The sequence below is a fragment of the Erwinia oleae genome (assembly GCF_000770305.1).
In the GTDB taxonomy this organism is placed as follows: domain Bacteria; phylum Pseudomonadota; class Gammaproteobacteria; order Enterobacterales; family Enterobacteriaceae; genus Erwinia; species Erwinia oleae.
The window spans coordinates 61,703-81,474 of sequence record NZ_JNVB01000006.1; the positions used below are offsets into that span (position 1 = coordinate 61,703).

The 19,772-nt window shown below is 55.4% G+C and carries 18 protein-coding genes; 14 read left to right on the forward strand and 4 right to left on the reverse strand.

Going from position 1 to position 19,772, the window contains the following annotated elements; all coding sequences use genetic code 11:
• Positions 1-172: 172 nt before the first annotated feature.
• Complete coding sequence (gene narQ, locus GS12_RS03415) at positions 173-1,849, reverse strand: nitrate/nitrite two-component system sensor histidine kinase NarQ (protein WP_034943897.1); 1,677 nt, start codon at positions 1,847-1,849, stop codon at positions 173-175.
• 342 nt (positions 1,850-2,191) lie between these two features.
• On the opposite strand from narQ, the gene GS12_RS03420 reads away from it, so the two are divergent.
• The 4 genes from GS12_RS03420 (at position 2,192) to GS12_RS03435 (ending at position 6,485) form a co-directional block, all read left to right on the forward strand.
• Positions 2,192-2,467, forward strand: a complete 276-nt coding sequence (locus GS12_RS03420; protein ID WP_034943900.1) for a YdgH/BhsA/McbA-like domain containing protein — start codon at positions 2,192-2,194, stop codon at positions 2,465-2,467.
• Between the two features lie 292 nt (positions 2,468-2,759).
• The gene (gene ansP, locus GS12_RS03425; RefSeq protein ID WP_034943903.1) at positions 2,760-4,229 is read left to right on the forward strand and encodes an L-asparagine permease; all 1,470 of its coding nucleotides are present in this window, start codon (positions 2,760-2,762) and stop codon (positions 4,227-4,229) included.
• A gap of 135 nt (positions 4,230-4,364) precedes the next feature.
• On the forward strand, positions 4,365-4,943 hold the full coding sequence (gene nudK / locus GS12_RS03430; RefSeq protein ID WP_034943905.1) for a GDP-mannose pyrophosphatase NudK: 579 nt from the start codon (positions 4,365-4,367) through the stop codon (positions 4,941-4,943).
• Positions 4,944-5,405: 462 nt separating this feature from the next.
• Positions 5,406-6,485 carry a DUF1176 domain-containing protein gene (locus GS12_RS03435; protein WP_034943908.1) on the forward strand — a complete coding sequence of 360 codons (1,080 nt, stop codon included), beginning with the start codon at positions 5,406-5,408 and terminating at the stop codon, positions 6,483-6,485.
• 43 nt (positions 6,486-6,528) lie between these two features.
• Here the strand turns inward: GS12_RS03435 and tkt are convergent, their stop codons facing one another.
• From tkt to hemF, 3 genes are all read right to left on the reverse strand, one after another.
• Positions 6,529-8,529 (reverse strand): transketolase, encoded by a 2,001-nt coding sequence (gene tkt, locus GS12_RS03440; protein ID WP_034943910.1) that lies wholly within the window; start codon positions 8,527-8,529, stop codon positions 6,529-6,531.
• A gap of 114 nt (positions 8,530-8,643) precedes the next feature.
• Complete coding sequence (gene tal / locus GS12_RS03445; protein WP_034943912.1) at positions 8,644-9,594, reverse strand: transaldolase; 951 nt, start codon at positions 9,592-9,594, stop codon at positions 8,644-8,646.
• 297 nt (positions 9,595-9,891) lie between these two features.
• Positions 9,892-10,800 (reverse strand): oxygen-dependent coproporphyrinogen oxidase, encoded by a 909-nt coding sequence (gene hemF / locus GS12_RS03450; protein ID WP_034943915.1) that lies wholly within the window; start codon positions 10,798-10,800, stop codon positions 9,892-9,894.
• A 165-nt stretch (positions 10,801-10,965) separates the two neighbouring features.
• Here hemF and GS12_RS03455 point away from each other — a divergent pair, with 165 nt between their 5' ends.
• From GS12_RS03455 to GS12_RS03500, 10 genes are all read left to right on the forward strand, one after another.
• On the forward strand, positions 10,966-11,391 hold the full coding sequence (locus GS12_RS03455; protein WP_034916279.1) for a GNAT family acetyltransferase: 426 nt from the start codon (positions 10,966-10,968) through the stop codon (positions 11,389-11,391).
• A gap of 17 nt (positions 11,392-11,408) precedes the next feature.
• On the forward strand, positions 11,409-11,858 hold the full coding sequence (locus tag GS12_RS03460) for a DUF2919 domain-containing protein (protein ID WP_152601343.1): 450 nt from the start codon (positions 11,409-11,411) through the stop codon (positions 11,856-11,858).
• Positions 11,859-11,922: 64 nt separating this feature from the next.
• A complete protein-coding gene (locus tag GS12_RS03465; RefSeq protein WP_034943918.1) occupies positions 11,923-12,531 on the forward strand; it encodes an RpoE-regulated lipoprotein in 609 nt (202 codons plus the stop codon).
• A 337-nt stretch (positions 12,532-12,868) separates the two neighbouring features.
• Positions 12,869-13,882 (forward strand): sulfate ABC transporter substrate-binding protein, encoded by a 1,014-nt coding sequence (locus GS12_RS03470; RefSeq protein WP_052118346.1) that lies wholly within the window; start codon positions 12,869-12,871, stop codon positions 13,880-13,882.
• The gene (cysT, locus tag GS12_RS03475; RefSeq protein ID WP_034943921.1) at positions 13,882-14,712 is read left to right on the forward strand and encodes a sulfate/thiosulfate ABC transporter permease CysT; all 831 of its coding nucleotides are present in this window, start codon (positions 13,882-13,884) and stop codon (positions 14,710-14,712) included. The genes GS12_RS03470 and cysT overlap by 1 nt, the downstream gene beginning before the upstream one ends.
• Positions 14,712-15,581, forward strand: coding sequence for a sulfate/thiosulfate ABC transporter permease CysW (cysW, locus tag GS12_RS03480; protein WP_034943923.1), 870 nt, complete (start codon positions 14,712-14,714; stop codon positions 15,579-15,581). The genes cysT and cysW overlap by 1 nt, the downstream gene beginning before the upstream one ends.
• The gene (gene cysA / locus GS12_RS03485; protein WP_034943925.1) at positions 15,571-16,659 is read left to right on the forward strand and encodes a sulfate/thiosulfate ABC transporter ATP-binding protein CysA; all 1,089 of its coding nucleotides are present in this window, start codon (positions 15,571-15,573) and stop codon (positions 16,657-16,659) included. Before cysW ends, cysA begins: the two co-directional genes overlap by 11 nt.
• 44 nt (positions 16,660-16,703) lie before the next feature.
• Positions 16,704-17,582, forward strand: coding sequence for a cysteine synthase CysM (gene cysM / locus GS12_RS03490; RefSeq protein ID WP_034943928.1), 879 nt, complete (start codon positions 16,704-16,706; stop codon positions 17,580-17,582).
• A 148-nt stretch (positions 17,583-17,730) separates the two neighbouring features.
• Complete coding sequence (locus GS12_RS03495) at positions 17,731-18,411, forward strand: response regulator transcription factor (protein WP_034943931.1); 681 nt, start codon at positions 17,731-17,733, stop codon at positions 18,409-18,411.
• A complete protein-coding gene (locus GS12_RS03500; protein WP_034943934.1) occupies positions 18,408-19,751 on the forward strand; it encodes an ATP-binding protein in 1,344 nt (447 codons plus the stop codon). Before GS12_RS03495 ends, GS12_RS03500 begins: the two co-directional genes overlap by 4 nt.
• The last annotated feature ends 21 nt before the right edge of the window (positions 19,752-19,772 follow it).

A 19,772-nucleotide genomic window follows, 5' to 3' on the forward strand; every position in this document is an offset into this window, starting at 1 on the left:
GTTTTCAGGGTTTCTGCGTCGGCCGCATTCCATCCGATCTTCGGCGTGAATAATCACCATCGGCACGTTTTTGATCTCGCCTCAACTTTACGCGTCAGCCAGCAGGGAATCGTGAAGAAATTGAGGAGAATGTGTAAAATATCATGCTCCCGCTTCCGTTAACAACGGGCCTTCATTGACGTCGGAGAGGATAGTGAAGCAATACTGAGGTGCCCCCGCCATCCACCGAGCGGATAGTCAGATGACCATTCAGGCTGGCTGCGCGCTCGCGCATAATAGTTAAGCCATAATGGCCCGGTGGGCTGTCGAGCTGCGTGATGCCGCGCCCGTTATCAATGATTTCGATAGTCGCACTGTTGTCTCCGTTACGCTCACAGCGGATGCGAATTTCCGACGCGCCAGCGTGGCGGATAGCGTTCAGCAACGCTTCACGCGCGATGTGCAGCACGTGTACCTGATTTTGCGACGCCAGATGCGGATCAACCGGTTCCCCTTCGAGCAGGATGGCGGCGCGGGTCTGGTTACGCAGCGGCGCAATCGCCTGCTGAAGCGCGGTAAAGAGGTCGGCGGGTTCAATGGAGAGACGAAACGTGGTGAGCAGTTCACGTAGCTGGCGGTTCGCCTCACTCAGCGCCTCATCGATCTCTCCGACGATCGCCTTTGCCGGCTCGGCGTTGTCATCCACTACACGCTTCAGGCGCGCAAGCTGGATGCGTAAATAGGCCAACGACTGCGCCAGCGAATCATGCAGTTCGCGAGCAATGGTGGCGCGCTCTTCCATCAGCAACAGATGCTGAACCTGCCGTTGCGCCTGCTCCAGTTCCAACGCGCGGGAAAGCATTGAGGCCAGCCCCTGCATCAGCTGCGATTCGCTGTGCTGCGCCTGCCAGCGCAGCTCGCCTCCTTTAATCACTGCGGCATCAAGCGGCATACTTTGCCACGACAGCGTTTCGTTCGGTACGCCAGCGGTAAGCTCTCGCTCAGGCGATGCGGCGAGGGTAATGCAGCGCAGCCCCTCGCGCGTGCGCACCAATTCCAGCACCTGAGAGAGCGCTGTGGCGCTGTTGAGATGGCTGCTCAGCGTTTCTGAGCAGCGATACAGCAGCGTCAGTCGACGATTGGCCTGGCGCAGATCGCGCGTTTTCTCTTTAACCGCGTCTTCCAGATAGTGATAGTGTTTTTCAAGCTCCCGAGACATTTTGGTAAAAGCGCGCGCCAGCACGCCCAGTTCATTTTCCAGCTGCGTATCCAGCGGCGAGTGAGAAAACTGTGCCTGCTCAATCTGTTGACTGGCGGTCACCAGCTGATTGAGCGGCATGACCACCTGGCGGCGCACCGAGCGTAGCGTCCACATCACCAGCGCAATAATGGCCATAAAACCTAACAGGCTGCTCACGGCAACCATCTTCATTTTCAGTTCGGCCCAGCGTTGCAGAGAAAGCACAAAACTGTCGATCTGCGCGACGTAATGCGAAACGTGCTGCTGATAATGCTGCGTTTTTCCCGCCAGGAGATCGGGCTGAAGCCGCTGCCATGACTGAAGCAGTTCATGATAGCGGTCGCGGACGCTGGCGGGAACGTAACGACGGTCGAGCTTGCTCAGGGCTGGCGCGTCCAGTGATTGCTGATAATGACTGATGTCGCGGCTCAGGCCTGCGGGATCGTGGGTGGCGTCCCATACCAGCCGATAGCTCTGCATGCGCAGCGAGCCGGCAATGTTTACTGCCTCGGCGTCGCGCAGGCTGGCGGAAAGCGTGAGCAGCGCCAGCCCTGTTGAGAGCACGGAAAGCAGGGCAATCGAAAAAAGCGCGCGCGCCAGACTGCCGGTCACAGAGCGTTTTAGCATAATGATACTCCTTGCATAATGGCAGCAAGTATATCGCCAAACGCAGGCTAAGTTTCTGATCTGACGTAATAGTGGAAGGCAGATTCCGCAATACGATAAAACGTGCGCGGCCTCACTTGTTCTCAGTCATTTGTTTCGTTATAGTGGCTGCGTTAACAAAATGTGCTTTTTTCTTCTTTACATTCAGATACATAGTTAACTAAATGTAACTATTATTGACACTTCTTTTTCCTGACTTGCACTTCTTTCACAATCTCTTAACGCCTTTACGCTGTGTCGACATTCATTTTCATTGCATCGCTCATAATCAATTCCGTAACGAATCATCTGCGACGAGGAATGATTATGAATATGAAATTACCTGCGCTTTTTGTCGCTGCCGTACTGGCCGCAACCTCTTTCTCCGCACTGGCCGCCACTCAGGTCGATCAGGATCAAAGCCAAAACCTTCAGGCGGCAGGAACAGTGACTATCAGCAATGTAAACGGCTCGCTTGACGATGCAAACCGCCAGCTTAAAGCCAAGGCCGAAGAGAAGGGCGCAAGCCACTATCGCGTTATCCGTGCTGAAACCCCCGGCGATTCAAGCCTGTGGAGTGGAACTGCGGAGATCTACCGCTAATACTTTGTTTACCCTTACCATCCCTGTGTAGTTTTGTGTAATTTTACCGGACCGACCGCCTTTTGCGGTCGGTTTTTTTATGCCTGCATCCCAACGTTATGATTATCCCAACAGAATTTTTGCGTCGGCTTTAGAGAACGGTTAGGATTCATCGCCGCAATTTTTCCTGATGCGTTAGACAATAAATAGAGAAACAGCGGCGTTGCGTGGGGCATCTACACTCTGCGCAATCGTTTAGTCAGTGCGGCGTGCTGCACTGACTATCAGTTTGGACAGGATAACAGGACAGATAATGAAGGCTGACAAAAAGACAGGGGCGGAGAAACGTGCCGCCAGAAGACGCTGGTTAAATTCTCACGACTCCGGCTATCACAAAGCGATGGATAATCGTCACGTTCAGATGATTGCTATCGGCGGCGCAATAGGTACGGGCTTGTTTCTTGGGGCAGGCGCCCGCTTGCAGGTAGCCGGCCCGGCGTTGGCTATTGTCTATCTGGTATGCGGGATTTTCTCTTTCTTCATTCTGCGTGCGCTGGGCGAGCTGGTTCTTCACCGTCCTTCCAGCGGCAGCTTTGTGTCTTACGCCCGTGAGTTTCTCGGTGAGAAAGCATCTTACGTCGCGGGCTGGATGTATTTTGTTAACTGGGCGATGACCGGCATTGTCGATATCACCGCCGTGGCGCTGTATATGCATTACTGGGGCGCGTTTGGTGACGTGCCGCAGTGGGTGTTCGCCCTTGGCGCGCTGGCGATTGTCGGTACCATGAACATGATCGGCGTAAAGTGGTTTGCCGAAATGGAGTTCTGGTTTGCACTGGTCAAAGTGCTGGCTATCGCAATTTTCCTCGTTGTCGGCGTGGTTTTCCTTGGCAGCGGCAAGCCGCTGGACGGTAACGCGACCGGCTTCCATCTTATTAGCGATAACGGCGGCTTTTTCCCGCACGGTCTGCTGCCCGCGCTGGTTCTGGTGCAGGGTGTGGTATTTGCGTTTGCCTCGATTGAGCTGGTCGGCACCGCAGCGGGGGAATGTAAAGATCCCAAAACCATGCTGCCAAAAGCCATTAACAGCGTTATCTGGCGTATCGGATTGTTCTACGTCGGATCGGTAGTGCTGCTGGTGCTGTTGCTGCCGTGGAACGCGTATCAGGCGGGCCAGAGTCCATTCGTGACGTTCTTCTCCAAACTGGGCGTGCCTTATGTGGGCAGTATTATGAATATCGTGGTACTGAGCGCGGCGCTCTCCAGCCTCAACTCCGGGCTCTATTCGACTGGCCGAATTCTGCGATCCATGTCAATGGGTGGATCTGCGCCGAAGTTTATGTCGAAAATGAGCGGTCAGCAGGTGCCTTACATGGGCATTCTGGTCACCATTGGCGTCTATATTATTGGCGTTTATCTGAACTACATTGTGCCGTCACGCGTATTTGAGATCGTGTTGAATGTTGCCTCGCTGGGCATCATCTCTTCGTGGGCGTTCATCGTGGTTTGCCAGATGCGTTTGCGTAAAGCGATCAAGGAAGGTAAAGCGGAGGACGTCAGCTTTAAGCTGCCCGGCGCGCCTTTCACCTCCTGGCTGACGCTGTTGTTTCTGGCCAGCGTACTGGTTCTGATGGCGTTTGATTATCCAAACGGAACATACACCATTGCCGCCGTGCCGCTTATTGGTCTTTTGCTGATCCTTGGTTGGTTCGGCGTCCGCAAGCGGGTTGCCACCGTGGCGGAAACAGAACATCAGCAGGTCAAAAGCGAATTACCTGAATAAGGTGGAAGGTTGTTTTGAAGGCGGTTCAGCAATGAACCGCTTTTTTTTGCCATCAAAAAAGCATTGAGATTCAGATAGTTTTCTCGCCCGGCTGCTTTTATCATGGCAAGCCAGTCATTATGCATTGGAGCCTGTATGTCGGACAAAATTAACGTCGTTAAAAATAAAATCCTTTCTGAAAACTGGTTCGTCCTGCGCAATTTTACGTACGATCTTACCGCCAGCGACGGCTCAACGCTGCGCCACAAGCGCGAAGTGTACGATCGCGGCGACGGTGCCACTATCCTGCTCTACAATCGCGAAAAGAACAGCGTCATTCTCACGCGCCAGTTCCGCATTGCGACCTGGGTAAACGGTAATGAAAGCGGGTTGTTGATTGAAACCTGCGCCGGCCTGCTGGACAACGACTCGCCCGAAGACTGCATCCGTAAAGAGGCAGTTGAAGAGACCGGCTATGCGGTTGGAGAGGTGGAGAAAATATTTGAAATGTATATGTCGCCAGGCGGCGTGACTGAACTGCTGCATTTTTTTGCTGCGGAATATCACGACGCGCTGCGCGCCAACGCGGGTGGCGGCGTAGAGGATGAGGATATCGATGTCATCGAAGTGACTTTTCCCCAGGCATGGGCGATGGTCAAACAGGGTAAGATCAAGGATGCCAAAACCGTTATGTTGCTGCAACATGCGCTGATTGAAGGCTGGCTGCATCCTTAACGTAATTTGCGTAACCCAAATTCTCAAAAAATAAAAAAGTCGGCCGCGGTAAATAATTAAGATGCCGACTTTTTAATAAACGATAGCGTTCTTAATCATTCCGGAACTAATTAATTAATCAGTCCCAAATAAGACTGATTGTACGCAGTCTGCAAAAAATTAATAACCCGGCTTTTTATTTCGTAAAAAAAGTGAAATCAATCACAATATCCAGAATTTGAAGAGGTTTTTTCAGCAATTCTTTTGCTTATAGCGCCCTTAAACCTGCATCTTGTCCGACTAATCTGATTGAGATTGCCCCCCTCAAAAGCGAGGATGGTTTTTAAAGCATCACGTCTATTTATAATAATTTACGCACGATCGTTACGGCGTTATTTTGCCGATTGGATTGAAAAAAAAGGGGTTATGAGCGACCATCAAAAGAAGCTCATTGCTCCGTATCATCTGGGATACCCGTTATAAATGCCTTATCGGATAAAAGTCAGTTTTATTTTTATGCTGCTGTTTTCTGCGTCGGGACACGCTGAACCTCTACAAAAGACGTTTTTCGACTGGCAGATAACCTGCAATAACCTCAACTATTGCGAGACGCGCAACTTACCCGGTGAAAATGGTCTGGTGATGACAGTTAGCCGTCATGCAGGAGTAAACGATCGTCCGCTGCTGCGGATCGATTATGGCAACCGCTATTCCGGCGAGCTAACGGGCGGGCCATTAAAAGATAATCTTCTGCTCGACGGCAAGCGTCTGCGTCTCGATCTGAAGCACTGGACGGTTGAGCCGCACCACTTTGCCACCTCACATACCATCTCTATTGATGAGTTTTTCCAGCAGGTAATGGAGGCGGGCACTATCCAACTGCTCTATCGTCGTGGCGCAACTATTTCTCTGCGCGGGCTGAAGGCGGCATTATTACTAATGGATGATGTTCAGGGAAGAGTGAACAGCACCAGCGCCTGGATAAAACGTGGCGCAGAGCTTCAGATCCCTGATGAACCCGCCGCCCCCGAAGTCATGCCTGCGCGCCGTCCACCGTTGGCGCTGACGCGTGACGAAACCACAGGGCTGATTGATTTCGGCACCTGGCGCATTGATACTGATGAGTGCTCGCTGGACCCACAACGTAGAGAAGTGAGCGTGGCACCGCTTACGGATGAAAAAGCACTGCTGTTAGTGAGTTGTGAAATGGGCGCCTACAACGTGATCTCCCTTGCTTACGAGGTCACGCGTACGCAGCCGTATGTCGCAAAAGGCATTACGTTGACGCTGCCGTTCACCCCGCCGCGTCAGACTGAAAAACAGCTTGAGCTGATCAATGCGCGCTTTGATTCTGGCCGGGGGGAGCTGATGACATTCGGCAAAGGTCGTGGTCTGGGCGACTGTGGTGTGGCTTCTCGCTGGCAATATACCGGACGTGAGTTTGTGCTGGCCGAGTATGCTGAAGAGAGCACCTGCGACGCCTGGCACGGCAGTGATGACTGGCCAACGCTGTGGACCAGCAAAAACGCGCCGACGGGCGGCGAAGTGGAAATGACGCCATAAAAAACCGCCCAGCGTTCAGCAGGGCGGTTTTTTGTTGAGTGCCTTAGTGAGGCTTCAACAGCGATTCAGCGTGGCTGACAATGTTCTCGACGGTAAAACCAAATTCGTTGAACAGCTTCCCGGCCGGAGCCGATTCGCCAAACGTGGTCATGCCAACGATAGCGCCATTCAGGCCCACGTATTTGTACCAGTAATCAGCGATGCCTGCTTCTACCGCCACGCGTGCGGTGACGCCGGAAGGAAGCACGGATTCACGATATGCCGCATCCTGCTTATCGAACAGATCGGTAGACGGCATCGACACTACGCGCACGTTGTGGCCGCTGGCGTTCAGCTTTTCAGCTGCGCCCAGGGTGATTTCCACTTCAGAACCGGTGGCAATCAGGATTACATCCGGTGTACCGTCGCTGTCTTTCAGCACGTAAGCGCCACGGGAGATATTCTCCACCTGCTGCTTCGTACGCTCAGGCTGCATCAGGTTCTGACGCGAAAGGATCAGCGTCGTCGGGCCATGATGACGCTCAACGGCGTGTTTCCAGGCCACGGCGGTTTCGACCTGATCGCACGGGCGCCATACGCTGAGGTTTGGCGTCACGCGCAGGCTGGCAATCTGCTCAACCGGCTGATGCGTCGGGCCATCTTCGCCCAGACCAATCGAATCATGGGTATACACCATGATTTGACGCGCCTTCATCAGCGCAGCCATACGCACCGCGTTACGCGCATATTCCACAAACATCAGGAACGTGGCGGTGTACGGCACGAAGCCGCCGTGGTGCGCGATACCATTGGCGATGGCGGTCATACCGAATTCACGCACGCCATAGTGAATATAGTTGCCTGCCTGATCTTCTTTAATCGATTTCGAACCGGACCAGATGGTAAGGTTGCTCGGCGCCAGGTCAGCAGAGCCGCCCAGCAGCTCTGGCAGAATTTTACCGTAGGCTTCCAGCGTGTTTTGCGACGCTTTACGGCTGGCGATTTTCTGCGGGTTGGCCTGAAGCTCTTCGATAAATTTCTGCGTTTCCTGCTCCCAGTTTTCCGGCATACCGCCATCCATACGGCGCGCATATTCGGCAGACAGTTCCGGGAAAGCGGATTGATAGGCGGCGAACTTGTCGTTCCACGCTTTCTCGGCCTGTTTGCCTGCCTCTTTCGCGTCCCACTGGTTGTAGATTTCGTCAGGTATTTCAAACGGTGGGTAGTTCCAGCCCAGCGCTTTACGGGTCAGCGCCACTTCTTCTTCGCCCAGCGCCGCGCCGTGTGACTCCTCTTTACCCGCTTTGTTTGGCGAGCCAAAACCGATAACGGTTTTACAAATGATCAGGGAAGGCTTGTCGGTAACGCCCTGTGCTTCCCTGATAGCCTTCGCCACGGCTTCAGGATCGTGACCGTCGATTTCATGAATAACGTGCCAGTTGTAGGCTTCGAAGCGTTTGGCAGTATCGTCGGTAAACCAGCCTTCGGTTTCACCATCAATAGAGATGCCGTTGTGGTCGTAAAAACCGATCAGTTTGCCCAGGCCCAGCGTACCGGCCAGCGAGCAGACCTCATGGGAAATACCTTCCATCAGGCAGCCATCGCCCATAAAGACGTAGGTGTGGTGATCGACAACGTCATGGCCGGGGCGGTTAAACTGCGCGCCCAGCGTGCGCTCGGCAATGGCCAGGCCGACGGCGTTAGCCAGACCCTGGCCCAGCGGACCGGTGGTGGTTTCAACGCCTGGCGTATAGCCGATTTCCGGGTGGCCCGGCGTTTTAGAGTGTAGCTGGCGGAAGTTTTGCAGTTCGGTAATCGGCAGGTCGTAGCCGGTAAGGTGCAGCAAGCTGTACAGCAGCATTGAGCCATGACCGTTGGATAAAATGAAACGGTCGCGGTTGGCCCAGGCAGGGTTAGTCGGGTTGTGATGCATAAAGTCGCGCCACAGCACTTCGGCAATATCAGCCATACCCATTGGCGCGCCCGGGTGGCCGCTGTTCGCTTTCTGTACCGCGTCCATACTCAGCGCGCGAATGGCGTTAGCGAGCTCTCTACGTGAAGACATGTGTTTCTCCATGAGTTTTCGGGGGAAGAGGGTGGGGAAGGGCGCGCGCGAAGGGCGAACGTATTCGCCCTGAAGTTATGATGAAGAAAGCGGCGCCGCCCACTTCTGATTTGATTACAGTTTGGCTGCCAGCACGTCTTCCAGCTTCTGCTGGTCAACGGCGAACTGGCGAATACCATCAGACAGTTTTTCCACCGCCATGGCGTCCTGATTGTGCTCCCAACGGAACTCAGATTCAGAAAGCGGTGCAGGGTGATGGAAGCCTTCGGTAGACGGCGTGAGTTTGCGCTCAACCGGCGCATCGCTGGCCTGAAGCTCTTTCAGCAGATCGGGAGAGAGTGTCAGGCGATCGCAGCCTGCCAGCGCAAGGATCTGCTCAACTTTACGGAAGCTGGCGCCCATGATCACCGTATTGTAGCGATGCTGCTTGTAGTATTCGTAAATGTTGCGTACCGACACCACGCCCGGATCTTCGTCCACGACGTACGGATCAAGCGGCTTGCGGGTGTTGTACCAGTCGTAAATACGGCCGACAAACGGGGAGATCAGAAATACGCCCGCTTCGGCGCAGGCACGCGCCTGTGCAAAGGAGAACAGCAGCGTCAGGTTACAGTTGATACCGTTTTTTTCCAGCTCTTCCGCCGCGCGAATGCCTTCCCACGTGGAGGCCAGCTTGATCAAAATGCGCGAGCGATCGATACCGTTGTCTTCGTACATTCTGACCAGCTTCTCTGCCTTGGTCACGCACATGCCGCGATCGAACGAGAGGCGCGCATCAACTTCCGTTGAGACACGGCCAGGCACGCTTTTCAGAATTTCCATACCCAGATTGACGGCGACTTTATCGCTGGCGTTAATAATCTGCGTTTCTTTACTGCCGCCCTGTTTTTTGGCGTAGTCGATAGCGTCGGTGATCAGATGCTTATAGGAGTCGAGGCCGGCCGCTTTAAGGATTAGAGACGGGTTGGTGGTGGCGTCTTCAGGATTGTAGTTACGAATCGATTCAATATCGCCACTGTCTGCCACCACTGTGGTGTACTGTTTCAGTGCGTCAAGCTGGTTCATCTCATGGCTCCTTGATGTGCTACAAATAAAACCGCATCGACGTGCGCTCCGCTCAGGGCTGAGCCGAAAAGCCAATGATGTCAGCCCCGCACTTACATAAAGTCGGGGCAACAGGCATAGCGACGCGGTGATCTGTTCTCAGGGCAAACATTGCATCAGACGACCGGCAATGGGAATGCGTTTTCTCTGATTGTTGCAATGGGTTCGCCCGATAGTCAGGTGCGACAGGTGAAAAAAAGCCGCATCTGAAAGTGTAGCAGCTGTGCAGCATAATGTCGGATCGCTGATAAGACGCGCTCAAAGCCATGCCTTGACCGGCAGAAAATCGCTGTAAAGTGCCGCTTCCGGCGATCCTGGTTGCGGCTGCCAGTTATACTCCCACGCCACTTTCGGCGGCATTGACATTAAAATCGACTCGGTGCGTCCGCCGGTCTGCAAACCAAACAGCGTGCCGCGATCCCACACCAGATTGAACTCCACGTAGCGTCCACGGCGATAGAGCTGAAATTCCCGCTCGCGCTCGCCCCAGCAATGTGATTTACGTCGCGCAACGATGGGCAGGTAGGCATTCAGATAACCTTCTCCAACGGCCTGGATAAAGCTGAAAGAGGTAGCAAAATCGGGCGTATTTAAATCGTCAAAGAACAGGCCGCCGATGCCGCGCTGCTCGTTACGATGCTTAATAAAAAAATAGTCATCGCACCACTTTTTATAACGTGGATAGACGTCATCGCCAAACGGCCGACAGAGATCAAACGCCGTCTGGTGCCAGTGCACGGCGTCTTCGGCGAAGCCATAGAAGGGCGTCATATCAAAGCCGCCGCCAAACCACCAGACCGGTGATGCGCCCGGCTTTTCCGCAATAAAAAAGCGCACGTTGGCGTGACTGGTCGGCACGTAGGGATTTTCAGGATGAACCACCAGTGACACGCCCATCGCTTCGAAACTACGGCCTGCCAGTTCAGGGCGATGCGCGGTGGCCGAGGCGGGCATCTGGTCACCGTGAACGTGGGAAAAATTAACGCCCGCCTGCTCGAAAACCGCGCCATTGCGCAACACCCGGCTGCGACCGCCGCCGCCGCCCTCACGCGTCCAGTTATCTTCTTTAAAGGTGCCACTGCCGTCGGCCTCTGCCAGTTGCTGGCAAATGCTGTCCTGTAACAGCAGCAGAAATTGCTTCACGGCGGCGATATCGGGTGCGTTCATAAGTTCACCTGGCTTTTAAAACGAGGTCGCGAAGTATACGCCATTTCCGCCCGTCAGGCTCATCTGCGACGGACGGCTTTTTTACCTTTAATTTTCTCGCGGGCTTGCACGCCTTTAAGAATGCGTGATAATCAGCGAATTATGACTAACTTCAGGGGCTACGGCATGGAAATACGCGTATTCAGGCAGGAAGATTTCGAAGAGGTGATCACGCTGTGGGAGCGCTGTGATTTGTTGCGCCCCTGGAACGATCCTGAGATGGACATTGAGCGCAAGCTTAACCACGATCCTGACCTGTTTCTGGTAGCGGTGGTGGGCGGCGAAATCGTCGGTACGCTGATGGGCGGTTACGACGGCCATCGCGGTTCGGCTTACTACCTTGGCGTGCATCCTGACTATCAGGGGCGCGGCTTTGCTAACGCGCTGATCAACCGGCTGGAAAAGAAGCTGATCGCGCGCGGTTGCCCCAAAATCAATGTGATGGTGCGTGAAGAGAACGACGCAGTACTTGGTTTTTATGAAAAGCTGGAGTACGAAATGCAGGACAGCGTGCTGCTCGGTAAGCGTCTGATTGAAGATCGGGAATATTAAGGGGTGGGTCGATCGTTATGATGAATCAGACCGCCACCCCTGACGATTATGATGCGAAAGGACAGCTAAAATTGCCCGCTGTTTTTTGGCTGATTTTACTGCTTCAGGCGCGAACCTGGGCGCTGTTTGTCGCGGCTGGCGCCTCTCGGCAGCAGGGAGCCGCGCTGCTTGAAATGTTCTATCCCGATTCAACAACGTTTTGGGTCGGTCTGGCGCTCGGCCTGCCTGCTGCCGTCGGGCTGCTGTTGACGGGCTATCGTCAGCGTCTGCCGCGCCTCTGGCAGGCGTGGCGAGGAGTGCTTGGCTTGACGCTGATCGCCACCCTGGTTTTACAGTTTCTGCTGAATGATGACGTCTCCTCTCCGCTGACAATCGTGGTGAGCGGCTGCGATCTGCTGGCGCTGGGATATCTCTGGCTCAGCGAACGGCTGCGCGGCTGCTTCGATCCGGCATTGAATGGCGGTTAAACTTTTCTGTTGATTGGCACTCCAATCACTTCACGCACGTTTGGTTACGATGACAGGAGTTGCAATGAAAATTGTTCGCATGGCGTCTTTGGTCGCTGCACTGGTTCTGGCGGGCTGCGCCAGTGCGGGTTCAGGCGATACCAGCGCCCGCTGGTGGGATCCGCTGGAGTGGTCATGGTCGAGCCTGGCGCCCTGGCACTGGTTTGGTTCGTCGCTGGAGGTGGCCGAGCAGGGCGTTGGCACGCTGAACGGCGGCACCGCAATGAACGAACAGGCGATCGGCGACGGGCTGGGCGGCGATTATCAGGTGCGTAAAGGCATGCGTGGTGAGAACGGCGGCGTGGTGACCTTTTATCAGGCGGTAAAAGATAAGCAGATCAAGGTTGAGGTCACCGGTGAAGCCACCATCAGCCGTATTGATGTGACGGACAGCGGCATCGCGACCGCCGACGGCAAGAAAATCGGCACGCCGTTCAGCGACCTCTATTCCAAAGCGTTTAACGCCTGCCAGAAAGGCAGCGGCAGCGACAGAAACGGCGTGGAGTGTAAGGCGCCGGGCAGTCAGCATATCAGCTACGTTTTCAGCGGCGACTGGCGCGGGCCGGAAGGGCTGATGCCAGCAGACGATACCCTGAAGAACTGGACCGTGAGTAAAATTATCTGGCGTCGGTGAGGTTGACGGACGTTGCCCCGGGCTGGATGTCTGGCCCGGAAGGAACATTTCCCATCGCGGACATGGCGTGAATTCCTGCATGGAGGGATTTACGGTGTCCCGGCGATCGAAACGTTAATGACGTTTTGCACCGGAGCGGGTTTACCTCTTTTCACCGTTTTCCTCCGCAGGAACCCTCCACCCGCTTTTCCCATCCCTTGCATAAACTTTCCTGATTGCATATAGCGTTTAGCACTTGGAAATCGCTAAACGGTATATAAAACCGTTATAACTTTCTCCCACGTTATAAATACACTGAATGCCGTAATCGCCGGTTCAGATTTTCAGGATGCAGATAATGTTAAGCAGGGTGTTAAAAAATGCGGGCGGCATCGCTTTTACGCTGCTTTTGACCGCTCAGGCGCAGGCCACAGAATTGTTAAACAGCTCCTACGACGTGTCGCGGGAGCTTTTTACTGCGCTCAATGCCCCTTATCAGCAGCAGTGGGACGCACAGCACAGCGGTGACAAACTGACCATCAGGCAATCTCACGCAGGCTCATCAAAGCAGGCGCTGGCTATCTTACAAGGGCTGAAGGCGGACGTAGTGACTTACAATCAGGTCACCGACGTGCAGATCCTTCACGACCGCGGCGGCCTGATCCCGGCTGACTGGCAGCAGCGGTTACCTAATAACAGTTCACCGTTCTATTCGACGATGGCTTTCCTGGTTCGCAAGGGCAATCCAAAAAATATTCACGACTGGCGCGACCTGGTAAAAAGCGATGTGAAGCTGATTTTCCCCAATCCCAAAACCTCCGGAAACGGCCGCTATACCTGGCTTGCCGCCTGGGGCGCAGCCGCAAAAGAAAACGGTAACGACAACGCGAAAACCGAAGCGCTGATGACGCAGTTTCTGAAAAACGTAGAGGTATTTGATACCGGCGGCCGCGGTGCAACAACTACGTTTGTTGAGCGGAAGCTGGGCGATGTGCTGATAAGCTTTGAATCCGAAGTTAATAATATCCGCAATCAGTATGAAAAAGAGGGCTTTGATGTCATCGTGCCGAAAACCAATATTCTGGCGGAATTCCCGGTAACCTGGATCGATAAAAACGTGAAGGCAAACAATACGGAGAGCGCGGCAAAAAGCTACCTGAGCTACCTCTACAGCCCGCAGGCGCAGAAAATTATCACGCACTATTACTATCGGGTAAATAACCCTGAGCTGATGGCAAAGCAGAAAGATCGCTTCCCACAAACCGATCTCTTTCGCGTGGAAGAGACATTCGGCGGCTGGCCGCAGGTAATGAAAACGCACTTTGCCAGCGGCGGCGAGCTGGATAAACTGCTGGCAGCGGGGCGGCAGTAATGTTTACGACGACAAAACGCGTGCTGCCGGGGTTCGGCCTTAGTCTGGGCAGTAGCCTGTTCTTTACCTGCCTGATTTTGTTGCTGCCGGTCAGCGCGCTGCTCATGCAGCTGTCGCAAATGACGCTGGCGCAATACTGGCAGATCGTCACCGATCCGCAGATGATTGCCGCCTATAAAGTCACACTGATTTCGGCTGGTGTGGCTTCGCTATTCAACGCGCTGTTCGGCATGCTGATGGCATGGATCCTCACGCGTTACCGCTTTCCGGGCCGCGCATTGTTGGATGGCCTGATGGATTTGCCCTTTGCGCTGCCGACGGCGGTAGCGGGCCTGACGCTGGCCGGACTGTTCTCAGTCAACGGCTGGTATGGTCAGTGGCTGGCGCTGCTCGGCATTAAAGTCTCTTACACATGGCTCGGCATTGCAGTGGCAATGGCCTTTACCAGCATCCCGTTCGTGGTACGTACCGTGCAGCCGGTTCTGGAAGAGCTGGGCGCGGAGTATGAAGAGGCCGCTGAAACGCTGGGCGCCAGCCCGTGGCAAAGCTTCCACCGCGTGGTGCTGCCGGAGGTGGCACCTGCCCTGTTAGCCGGTACGGCGCTCTCTTTTACCCGCAGCCTCGGTGAGTTTGGCGCGGTCATTTTTATTGCGGGCAACATCGCCTGGAAAACAGAAGTCACCTCGCTGATGATTTTCGTCAAGCTTCAGGAATTTGATTACCCGGCCGCCAGCGCCATTGCATCGGTGATCCTCGCCGCCTCGCTGTTGCTGCTGTTTGCCATCAATATCTTGCAAAGCCGTTTTGGCCGTCGCCTGGGAGGTCACTAATGGCGGATATCTCTGCGAGCCACGTGCGCAGCCGTCCCAACTGGGGCAAATGGTCGCTCATCGCCCTTGGCATGATTATCTCGTTCGCGCTGCTGGTAGTGCCGCTCATCGCGATTTTTGCCAGCGCCTTTTCACAAGGTATCGGAGCAATGTTACATAACATTGCCGATGGCGACATGCTGCACGCCATCTGGCTGACGATACTGATTGCGCTGATTACCGTGCCGGTCAACCTTGTCTTCGGCACGCTGCTGGCGTGGCTGGTGACCCGGTTTAACTTTCCTGGGCGTCAACTGCTGCTGACGCTGTTCGATATTCCTTTTGCCGTCTCGCCGGTGGTGGCAGGGCTGATGTATCTGCTGTTCTGGGGCGTCAATGGCCCGGCAGGTGGCTGGCTGGATGCGCATAACATCCAGCTGATGTTTTCGTGGCCTGGCATGGCGCTGGCGACCATTTTCGTTACCTGTCCTTTCGTTGTGCGCGAGCTGGTACCGGTCATGCTGAGTCAGGGCAGTCATGAAGACGAAGCGGCGGTGCTACTTGGCGCTTCCGGCTGGAAAATGTTCTGGCGGGTCACGCTGCCCAATATTCGCTGGGCGCTGCTGTATGGTCTGGTGCTGACCAATGCCCGCGCCATCGGCGAATTTGGTGCAGTGTCGGTGGTATCCGGATCGATTCGCGGCGAGACCTATACGCTGCCGCTTCAGGTTGAATTACTGCATCAGGATTACAATATTGTCGGCGCATTTACCGCTGCCGGGTTGTTGACCCTGATGGCGATTGCAACGCTTTTCATAAAAAGCGCGGTGCAATGGCGGCTGGAGCATCAGCAAAAACGCCTGCAACAGGAGGGGAAACATGAGCATTGAAATCAGCAACATCAATAAATCCTTTGGCAAAACGCAGGTTCTGTCTGATATTTCACTGGATATCCCTTCCGGTCAGATGGTGGCGCTGCTGGGGCCGTCGGGTTCGGGTAAGACCACGCTGCTGCGCATTATTGCCGGGCTGGAAAGCCAGAGCAGCGGCCGCCTCAGCTTTCACGATAAAGACGTCACGCAGGTGCACGCGCGCGATCGTCAGGTGGGATTTGTTTTCCAGCACTACGCGCTGTTCCGTCATATGACGGTTTTTGACAACATCGCTTTTGGCCTGACGGTGCTGCCGCGCCGTGAACGCCCCTCCAAAGCGGCCATCAAAGAGAAAGTCAGCCGTCTGCTGGAGATGGTGCAGCTCGGTCATCTGGCAAATCGTTTTCCGGCGCAGCTCTCCGGCGGGCAAAAGCAGCGCGTGGCCCTGGCGCGTGCGCTGGCGGTTGAGCCGCAGATCCTGCTGCTCGACGAACCCTTCGGCGCGCTGGATGCGCAGGTGCGTAAAGAGCTTCGCCGCTGGCTGCGTCAGCTGCACGAAGAGCTGAAGTTTACCAGCGTGTTCGTAACGCACGATCAGGAAGAGGCGATGGAAGTGGCCGACCGCGTGGTGGTGATGAGCCAGGGGAATATTGAGCAGGTTGGCACGCCGGACGAGGTGTGGCGCGATCCGGCCAGCCGCTTTGTGCTGGAGTTCCTTGGCGAGGTCAATCGCTTTGAGGGTGACGTGCACGGCTCGCAGTTCCACGTCGGCGCGCACCGCTGGCCGCTGGGCTACACGCCAGCCCATCAGGGCGCGGTCGAACTGTTTCTGCGCCCGTGGGAGATTGATGTCAGCCGTCAGAGCAGTCTGGAAACGCCGCTCCCCGTGCAGGTGCTTGAAGTCAGCCCGCGCGGCCATTTCTGGCAGGTGGTGGCGCAGCCTGCGGGCTGGGGACACGATTTCATTACCCTTGTCGTCGAAGGCGATCTGACGGCGCCGCTGCGCGGAGAGCGTCTTTTCATTGGCCTGCAACAGGCCCGTCTGTATAAGGGAGAAACGCCGCTGCGGCAGGTTGCCTTTGCGCAAAGCGCCTGATATTTTCAGGGGCTGCATGACGCTTTGTTACCCGGAGACACGCCGTGACTACCCTTGAAAACACCATCGGCAATACCCCGCTGGTAAAGCTTCAGCGTCTGACGCCCGACAACGGCAGTGAGATCTGGCTGAAGCTTGAAGGCAATAATCCTGCCGGTTCGGTGAAGGATCGCGCTGCGCTGTCAATGATTCAACAGGCCGAGCGGCGCGGCGACATTTGTCCCGGCGACCAGTTGATCGAAGCGACCAGCGGCAATACCGGCATTGCGCTGGCGATGATTGCCGCCATGAAAGGCTACCGATTGCGGCTGCTGATGCCGGAGAATATGAGTAGCGAACGCCAGGCCGCCATGCGCGCCTATGGCGCCGAGCTGATCCTCATCAGCCGCGAAGAGGGGATGGAAGGCGCACGCGACCGTGCTCTGGCTATGCAGGCGCGCGGCGAGGGTCGCGTACTCGATCAGTTCAATAATCCTGATAATCCGCTCGGGCACTACACGACCACCGGGCCGGAAATCTGGCGGCAAACCGCCGGAAAACTCAGCCACTTTGTCTCCAGCATGGGTACCACCGGTACGATTACCGGCGTCGGAGCCTATCTCAAGGAGCAAAGCAGCCACGTTGAAATTGTTGGTCTCCAGCCGGAAGCGGGCAGCAGCATTCCCGGTATTCGCCGCTGGTCAGATGCTTACCAGCCAAAAATTTATCGCCCTGAGCTGGTCGACAGCGTCATAGATATGTCCCAGTCTGAGGCTGAAGAAACTATGCGTCAGCTTGCCTCGCGCGAAGGCGTTTTCTGCGGCATCAGCTCAGGCGGCGCGGTTGCAGGCGCGCTCCGTATTGCCAAAGTGCAGCCTGGCAGTCTGATCGTGGCCATTGTCTGCGATCGCGGCGACCGCTATCTCTCCACCGGCGTCTGGTAATTTTTGGGCCGGAAAATTTCGGCCTTTCTCCCCCCGCCTGCTACTCTCCGAAAGACTGCCTGCCGATAACACTGTAAGGATTGGGTAAATCCTGCTGATATTGTGCTAATACGCGGTCAAAATAGCGTCGAAAACAGAGAGAGCCCACATGAAAATTTTACTGGTAGACGATGACCTGGAACTGGGCACCATGCTCAGCCAGTACCTGATCACCGAAGGATTTGACGCTTCGCTGGTATTAAACGGCAAAGCGGGAATCGAAGGCGCGCTGTCGGGTAACTACGCCGCGATGATCCTCGATATTATGCTGCCGGATATGAGCGGTATTGATGTCCTGCGACAGGTGCGGCAGCACAGCCGGCTGCCGGTTATTATGCTGACGGCGAAAGGCGACAATATCGACAGGGTTATCGGGCTGGAAATGGGTGCCGATGACTATATGCCTAAGCCGTGCTATCCACGCGAACTGGTGGCGCGCCTGCGCGCGGTGCTGCGCCGTATCGATGAGGTGCCGGTGGTTAACGAGAACAAAGGGCTGGCAAGCTGGGGCGAGCTAACGCTGAATCCGGCGACCCGCATCAGCGAATGGAAAAAGCAGCCGTTTGATCTGACCGCTTCTGAGTTTAACCTGCTGGATCTGCTGTTGCGTTCGCCGGACCGCGTGGTGTCTAAAGATGAGCTCTCCGAAAAAGGGCTGGGTCGCCCGCGTGAAGCGTACGATCGTAGCGTTGATGTGCATATCAGCAACATTCGTCAGAAACTGGCGGCATTGACCAACGATACCGTCACCATTGAAACCGTCCGTAGCATTGGCTATCGCATCCGATGAAGTCACGCGGCCTGTTGTTCTGGAAAATTCTGCTGGGCTTCTGGCTGACATTTCTGCTGATGAGCCAGCTTATGTGGCTGGGGTTTACCCTTTACGGTAAACACCGTGAGCCGCCTGAAAATCAGGCGGTGCGGCGCATCGTCAACCTGCAAATGGCCTCGGCGGTTTCGGTGCTCCAGCGCGGCGGCATGGATACGTTGAATGAGATGATGGTTGACTGGCCTGCTAACGATCGGCGATTTTTTTCAGTACAGGTGATGGAAAATCCGCCGCAGGAGGAGCCGCGCGGGCATCTGAACAGCGCGTTACAAACTGATGCGTTTCCAAAAGAGGTCGTTGAATGGGTAACCGGCGCTGACGGCAGGCAGTATCAACTGCGTTACGACGTACAGGGATTGCGTAACGACAGCAGCATGGGCCACCCGCCAGCACATTTCCTGAACGTTCCTGTCCCGTTTCTGATCGTGGCGGGCGTTGGCGGGCTGCTGTTCAGCCTTTATCTCGCCTGGAATCTGGCGCGTCCGATGCGTCAGCTCCGGCAGGGCTTTGAGCGCGTATCCAGCGGCGATCTCTCCGTCCGGCTGTTCCCACAAATGCGCCGCCGTCACGACGAGCTGTCGGTGGTGGCACAGGACTTTGATGCGATGGTTGAACGGCTCTCGGTGCTGGTCAGCGCGCGTGAGGCGCTGCTGCATGATATTTCGCATGAACTGCGTTCGCCGCTGGCGCGCCTTCAGTTAGCAACCGGCCTGGCGCGCCAGACACCGCATTCTGTCGGCGACTCGCTCGATCGCATTGATGAAGAGGCGCGTCGGCTGGATAAAATGATCGGTGAACTGCTAACGCTATCACGCGCGGAACATCAAAACCTGACGGAAGAACAGTATTTCGATCTGCTTGGGTTGCTGGAGGTGGTGGCGAACGACGCACGCTTCGAGGCACAGGCAACCGGCGTGGAGATCCTGTTGCAGGCCGACGGCGACACCGATTATACGGTAAGAGGCGATGCCCGGCTGATCCGCTCGGCGCTGGAAAACGTCGTGCGCAACGCGCTGCGCTTCTCTCAGTGTGGTCAGCAGGTAAAAATTACCCTCAACCGCGAGGAGAAGTGGCTGAATGTGCGGGTCAGCGACCGGGGGCCGGGCGTGGAAGCGGAGAAGCTGTCGAGTATTTTTGATCCTTTCGTGCGCGTTAATTCTCCGCTTTCTGGTAAGGGCTACGGCCTGGGATTGTCGATTGTGCGCAAGGTGGTATTAGCGCATCACGGTGAAGTCAAAGCGGTGAACGGCAGGGAAGGCGGTTTGGAGCTGATTATCCGATTGCCGCATTGGGTGGCATAGCTAGCGCTGACGCAGTACTAT

What these genes read in the sequence shown, in the direction of transcription:
- GS12_RS03420 (WP_034943900.1), top strand. Translation starts at nt 2,192, where the DNA reads ATGAATATGAAATTACCTGCGCTTTTTGTCGCTGCCGTACTGGCCGCA.
- ansP (WP_034943903.1), top strand. Translation starts at nt 2,760, where the DNA reads ATGAAGGCTGACAAAAAGACAGGGGCGGAGAAACGTGCCGCCAGAAGA.
- nudK (WP_034943905.1), top strand. Translation starts at nt 4,365, where the DNA reads ATGTCGGACAAAATTAACGTCGTTAAAAATAAAATCCTTTCTGAAAAC.
- GS12_RS03435 (WP_034943908.1), top strand. Translation starts at nt 5,406, where the DNA reads ATGCCTTATCGGATAAAAGTCAGTTTTATTTTTATGCTGCTGTTTTCT.
- tkt (WP_034943910.1), bottom strand. Translation starts at nt 8,529, where the DNA reads ATGTCTTCACGTAGAGAGCTCGCTAACGCCATTCGCGCGCTGAGTATG.
- tal (WP_034943912.1), bottom strand. Translation starts at nt 9,594, where the DNA reads ATGAACCAGCTTGACGCACTGAAACAGTACACCACAGTGGTGGCAGAC.
- hemF (WP_034943915.1), bottom strand. Translation starts at nt 10,800, where the DNA reads ATGAACGCACCCGATATCGCCGCCGTGAAGCAATTTCTGCTGCTGTTA.
- GS12_RS03455 (WP_034916279.1), top strand. Translation starts at nt 10,966, where the DNA reads ATGGAAATACGCGTATTCAGGCAGGAAGATTTCGAAGAGGTGATCACG.
- GS12_RS03460 (WP_152601343.1), top strand. Translation starts at nt 11,409, where the DNA reads ATGATGAATCAGACCGCCACCCCTGACGATTATGATGCGAAAGGACAG.
- GS12_RS03465 (WP_034943918.1), top strand. Translation starts at nt 11,923, where the DNA reads ATGAAAATTGTTCGCATGGCGTCTTTGGTCGCTGCACTGGTTCTGGCG.
- GS12_RS03470 (WP_052118346.1), top strand. Translation starts at nt 12,869, where the DNA reads ATGTTAAGCAGGGTGTTAAAAAATGCGGGCGGCATCGCTTTTACGCTG.
- cysT (WP_034943921.1), top strand. Translation starts at nt 13,882, where the DNA reads ATGTTTACGACGACAAAACGCGTGCTGCCGGGGTTCGGCCTTAGTCTG.
- cysW (WP_034943923.1), top strand. Translation starts at nt 14,712, where the DNA reads ATGGCGGATATCTCTGCGAGCCACGTGCGCAGCCGTCCCAACTGGGGC.
- cysA (WP_034943925.1), top strand. Translation starts at nt 15,571, where the DNA reads ATGAGCATTGAAATCAGCAACATCAATAAATCCTTTGGCAAAACGCAG.
- GS12_RS03495 (WP_034943931.1), top strand. Translation starts at nt 17,731, where the DNA reads ATGAAAATTTTACTGGTAGACGATGACCTGGAACTGGGCACCATGCTC.
- GS12_RS03500 (WP_034943934.1), top strand. Translation starts at nt 18,408, where the DNA reads ATGAAGTCACGCGGCCTGTTGTTCTGGAAAATTCTGCTGGGCTTCTGG.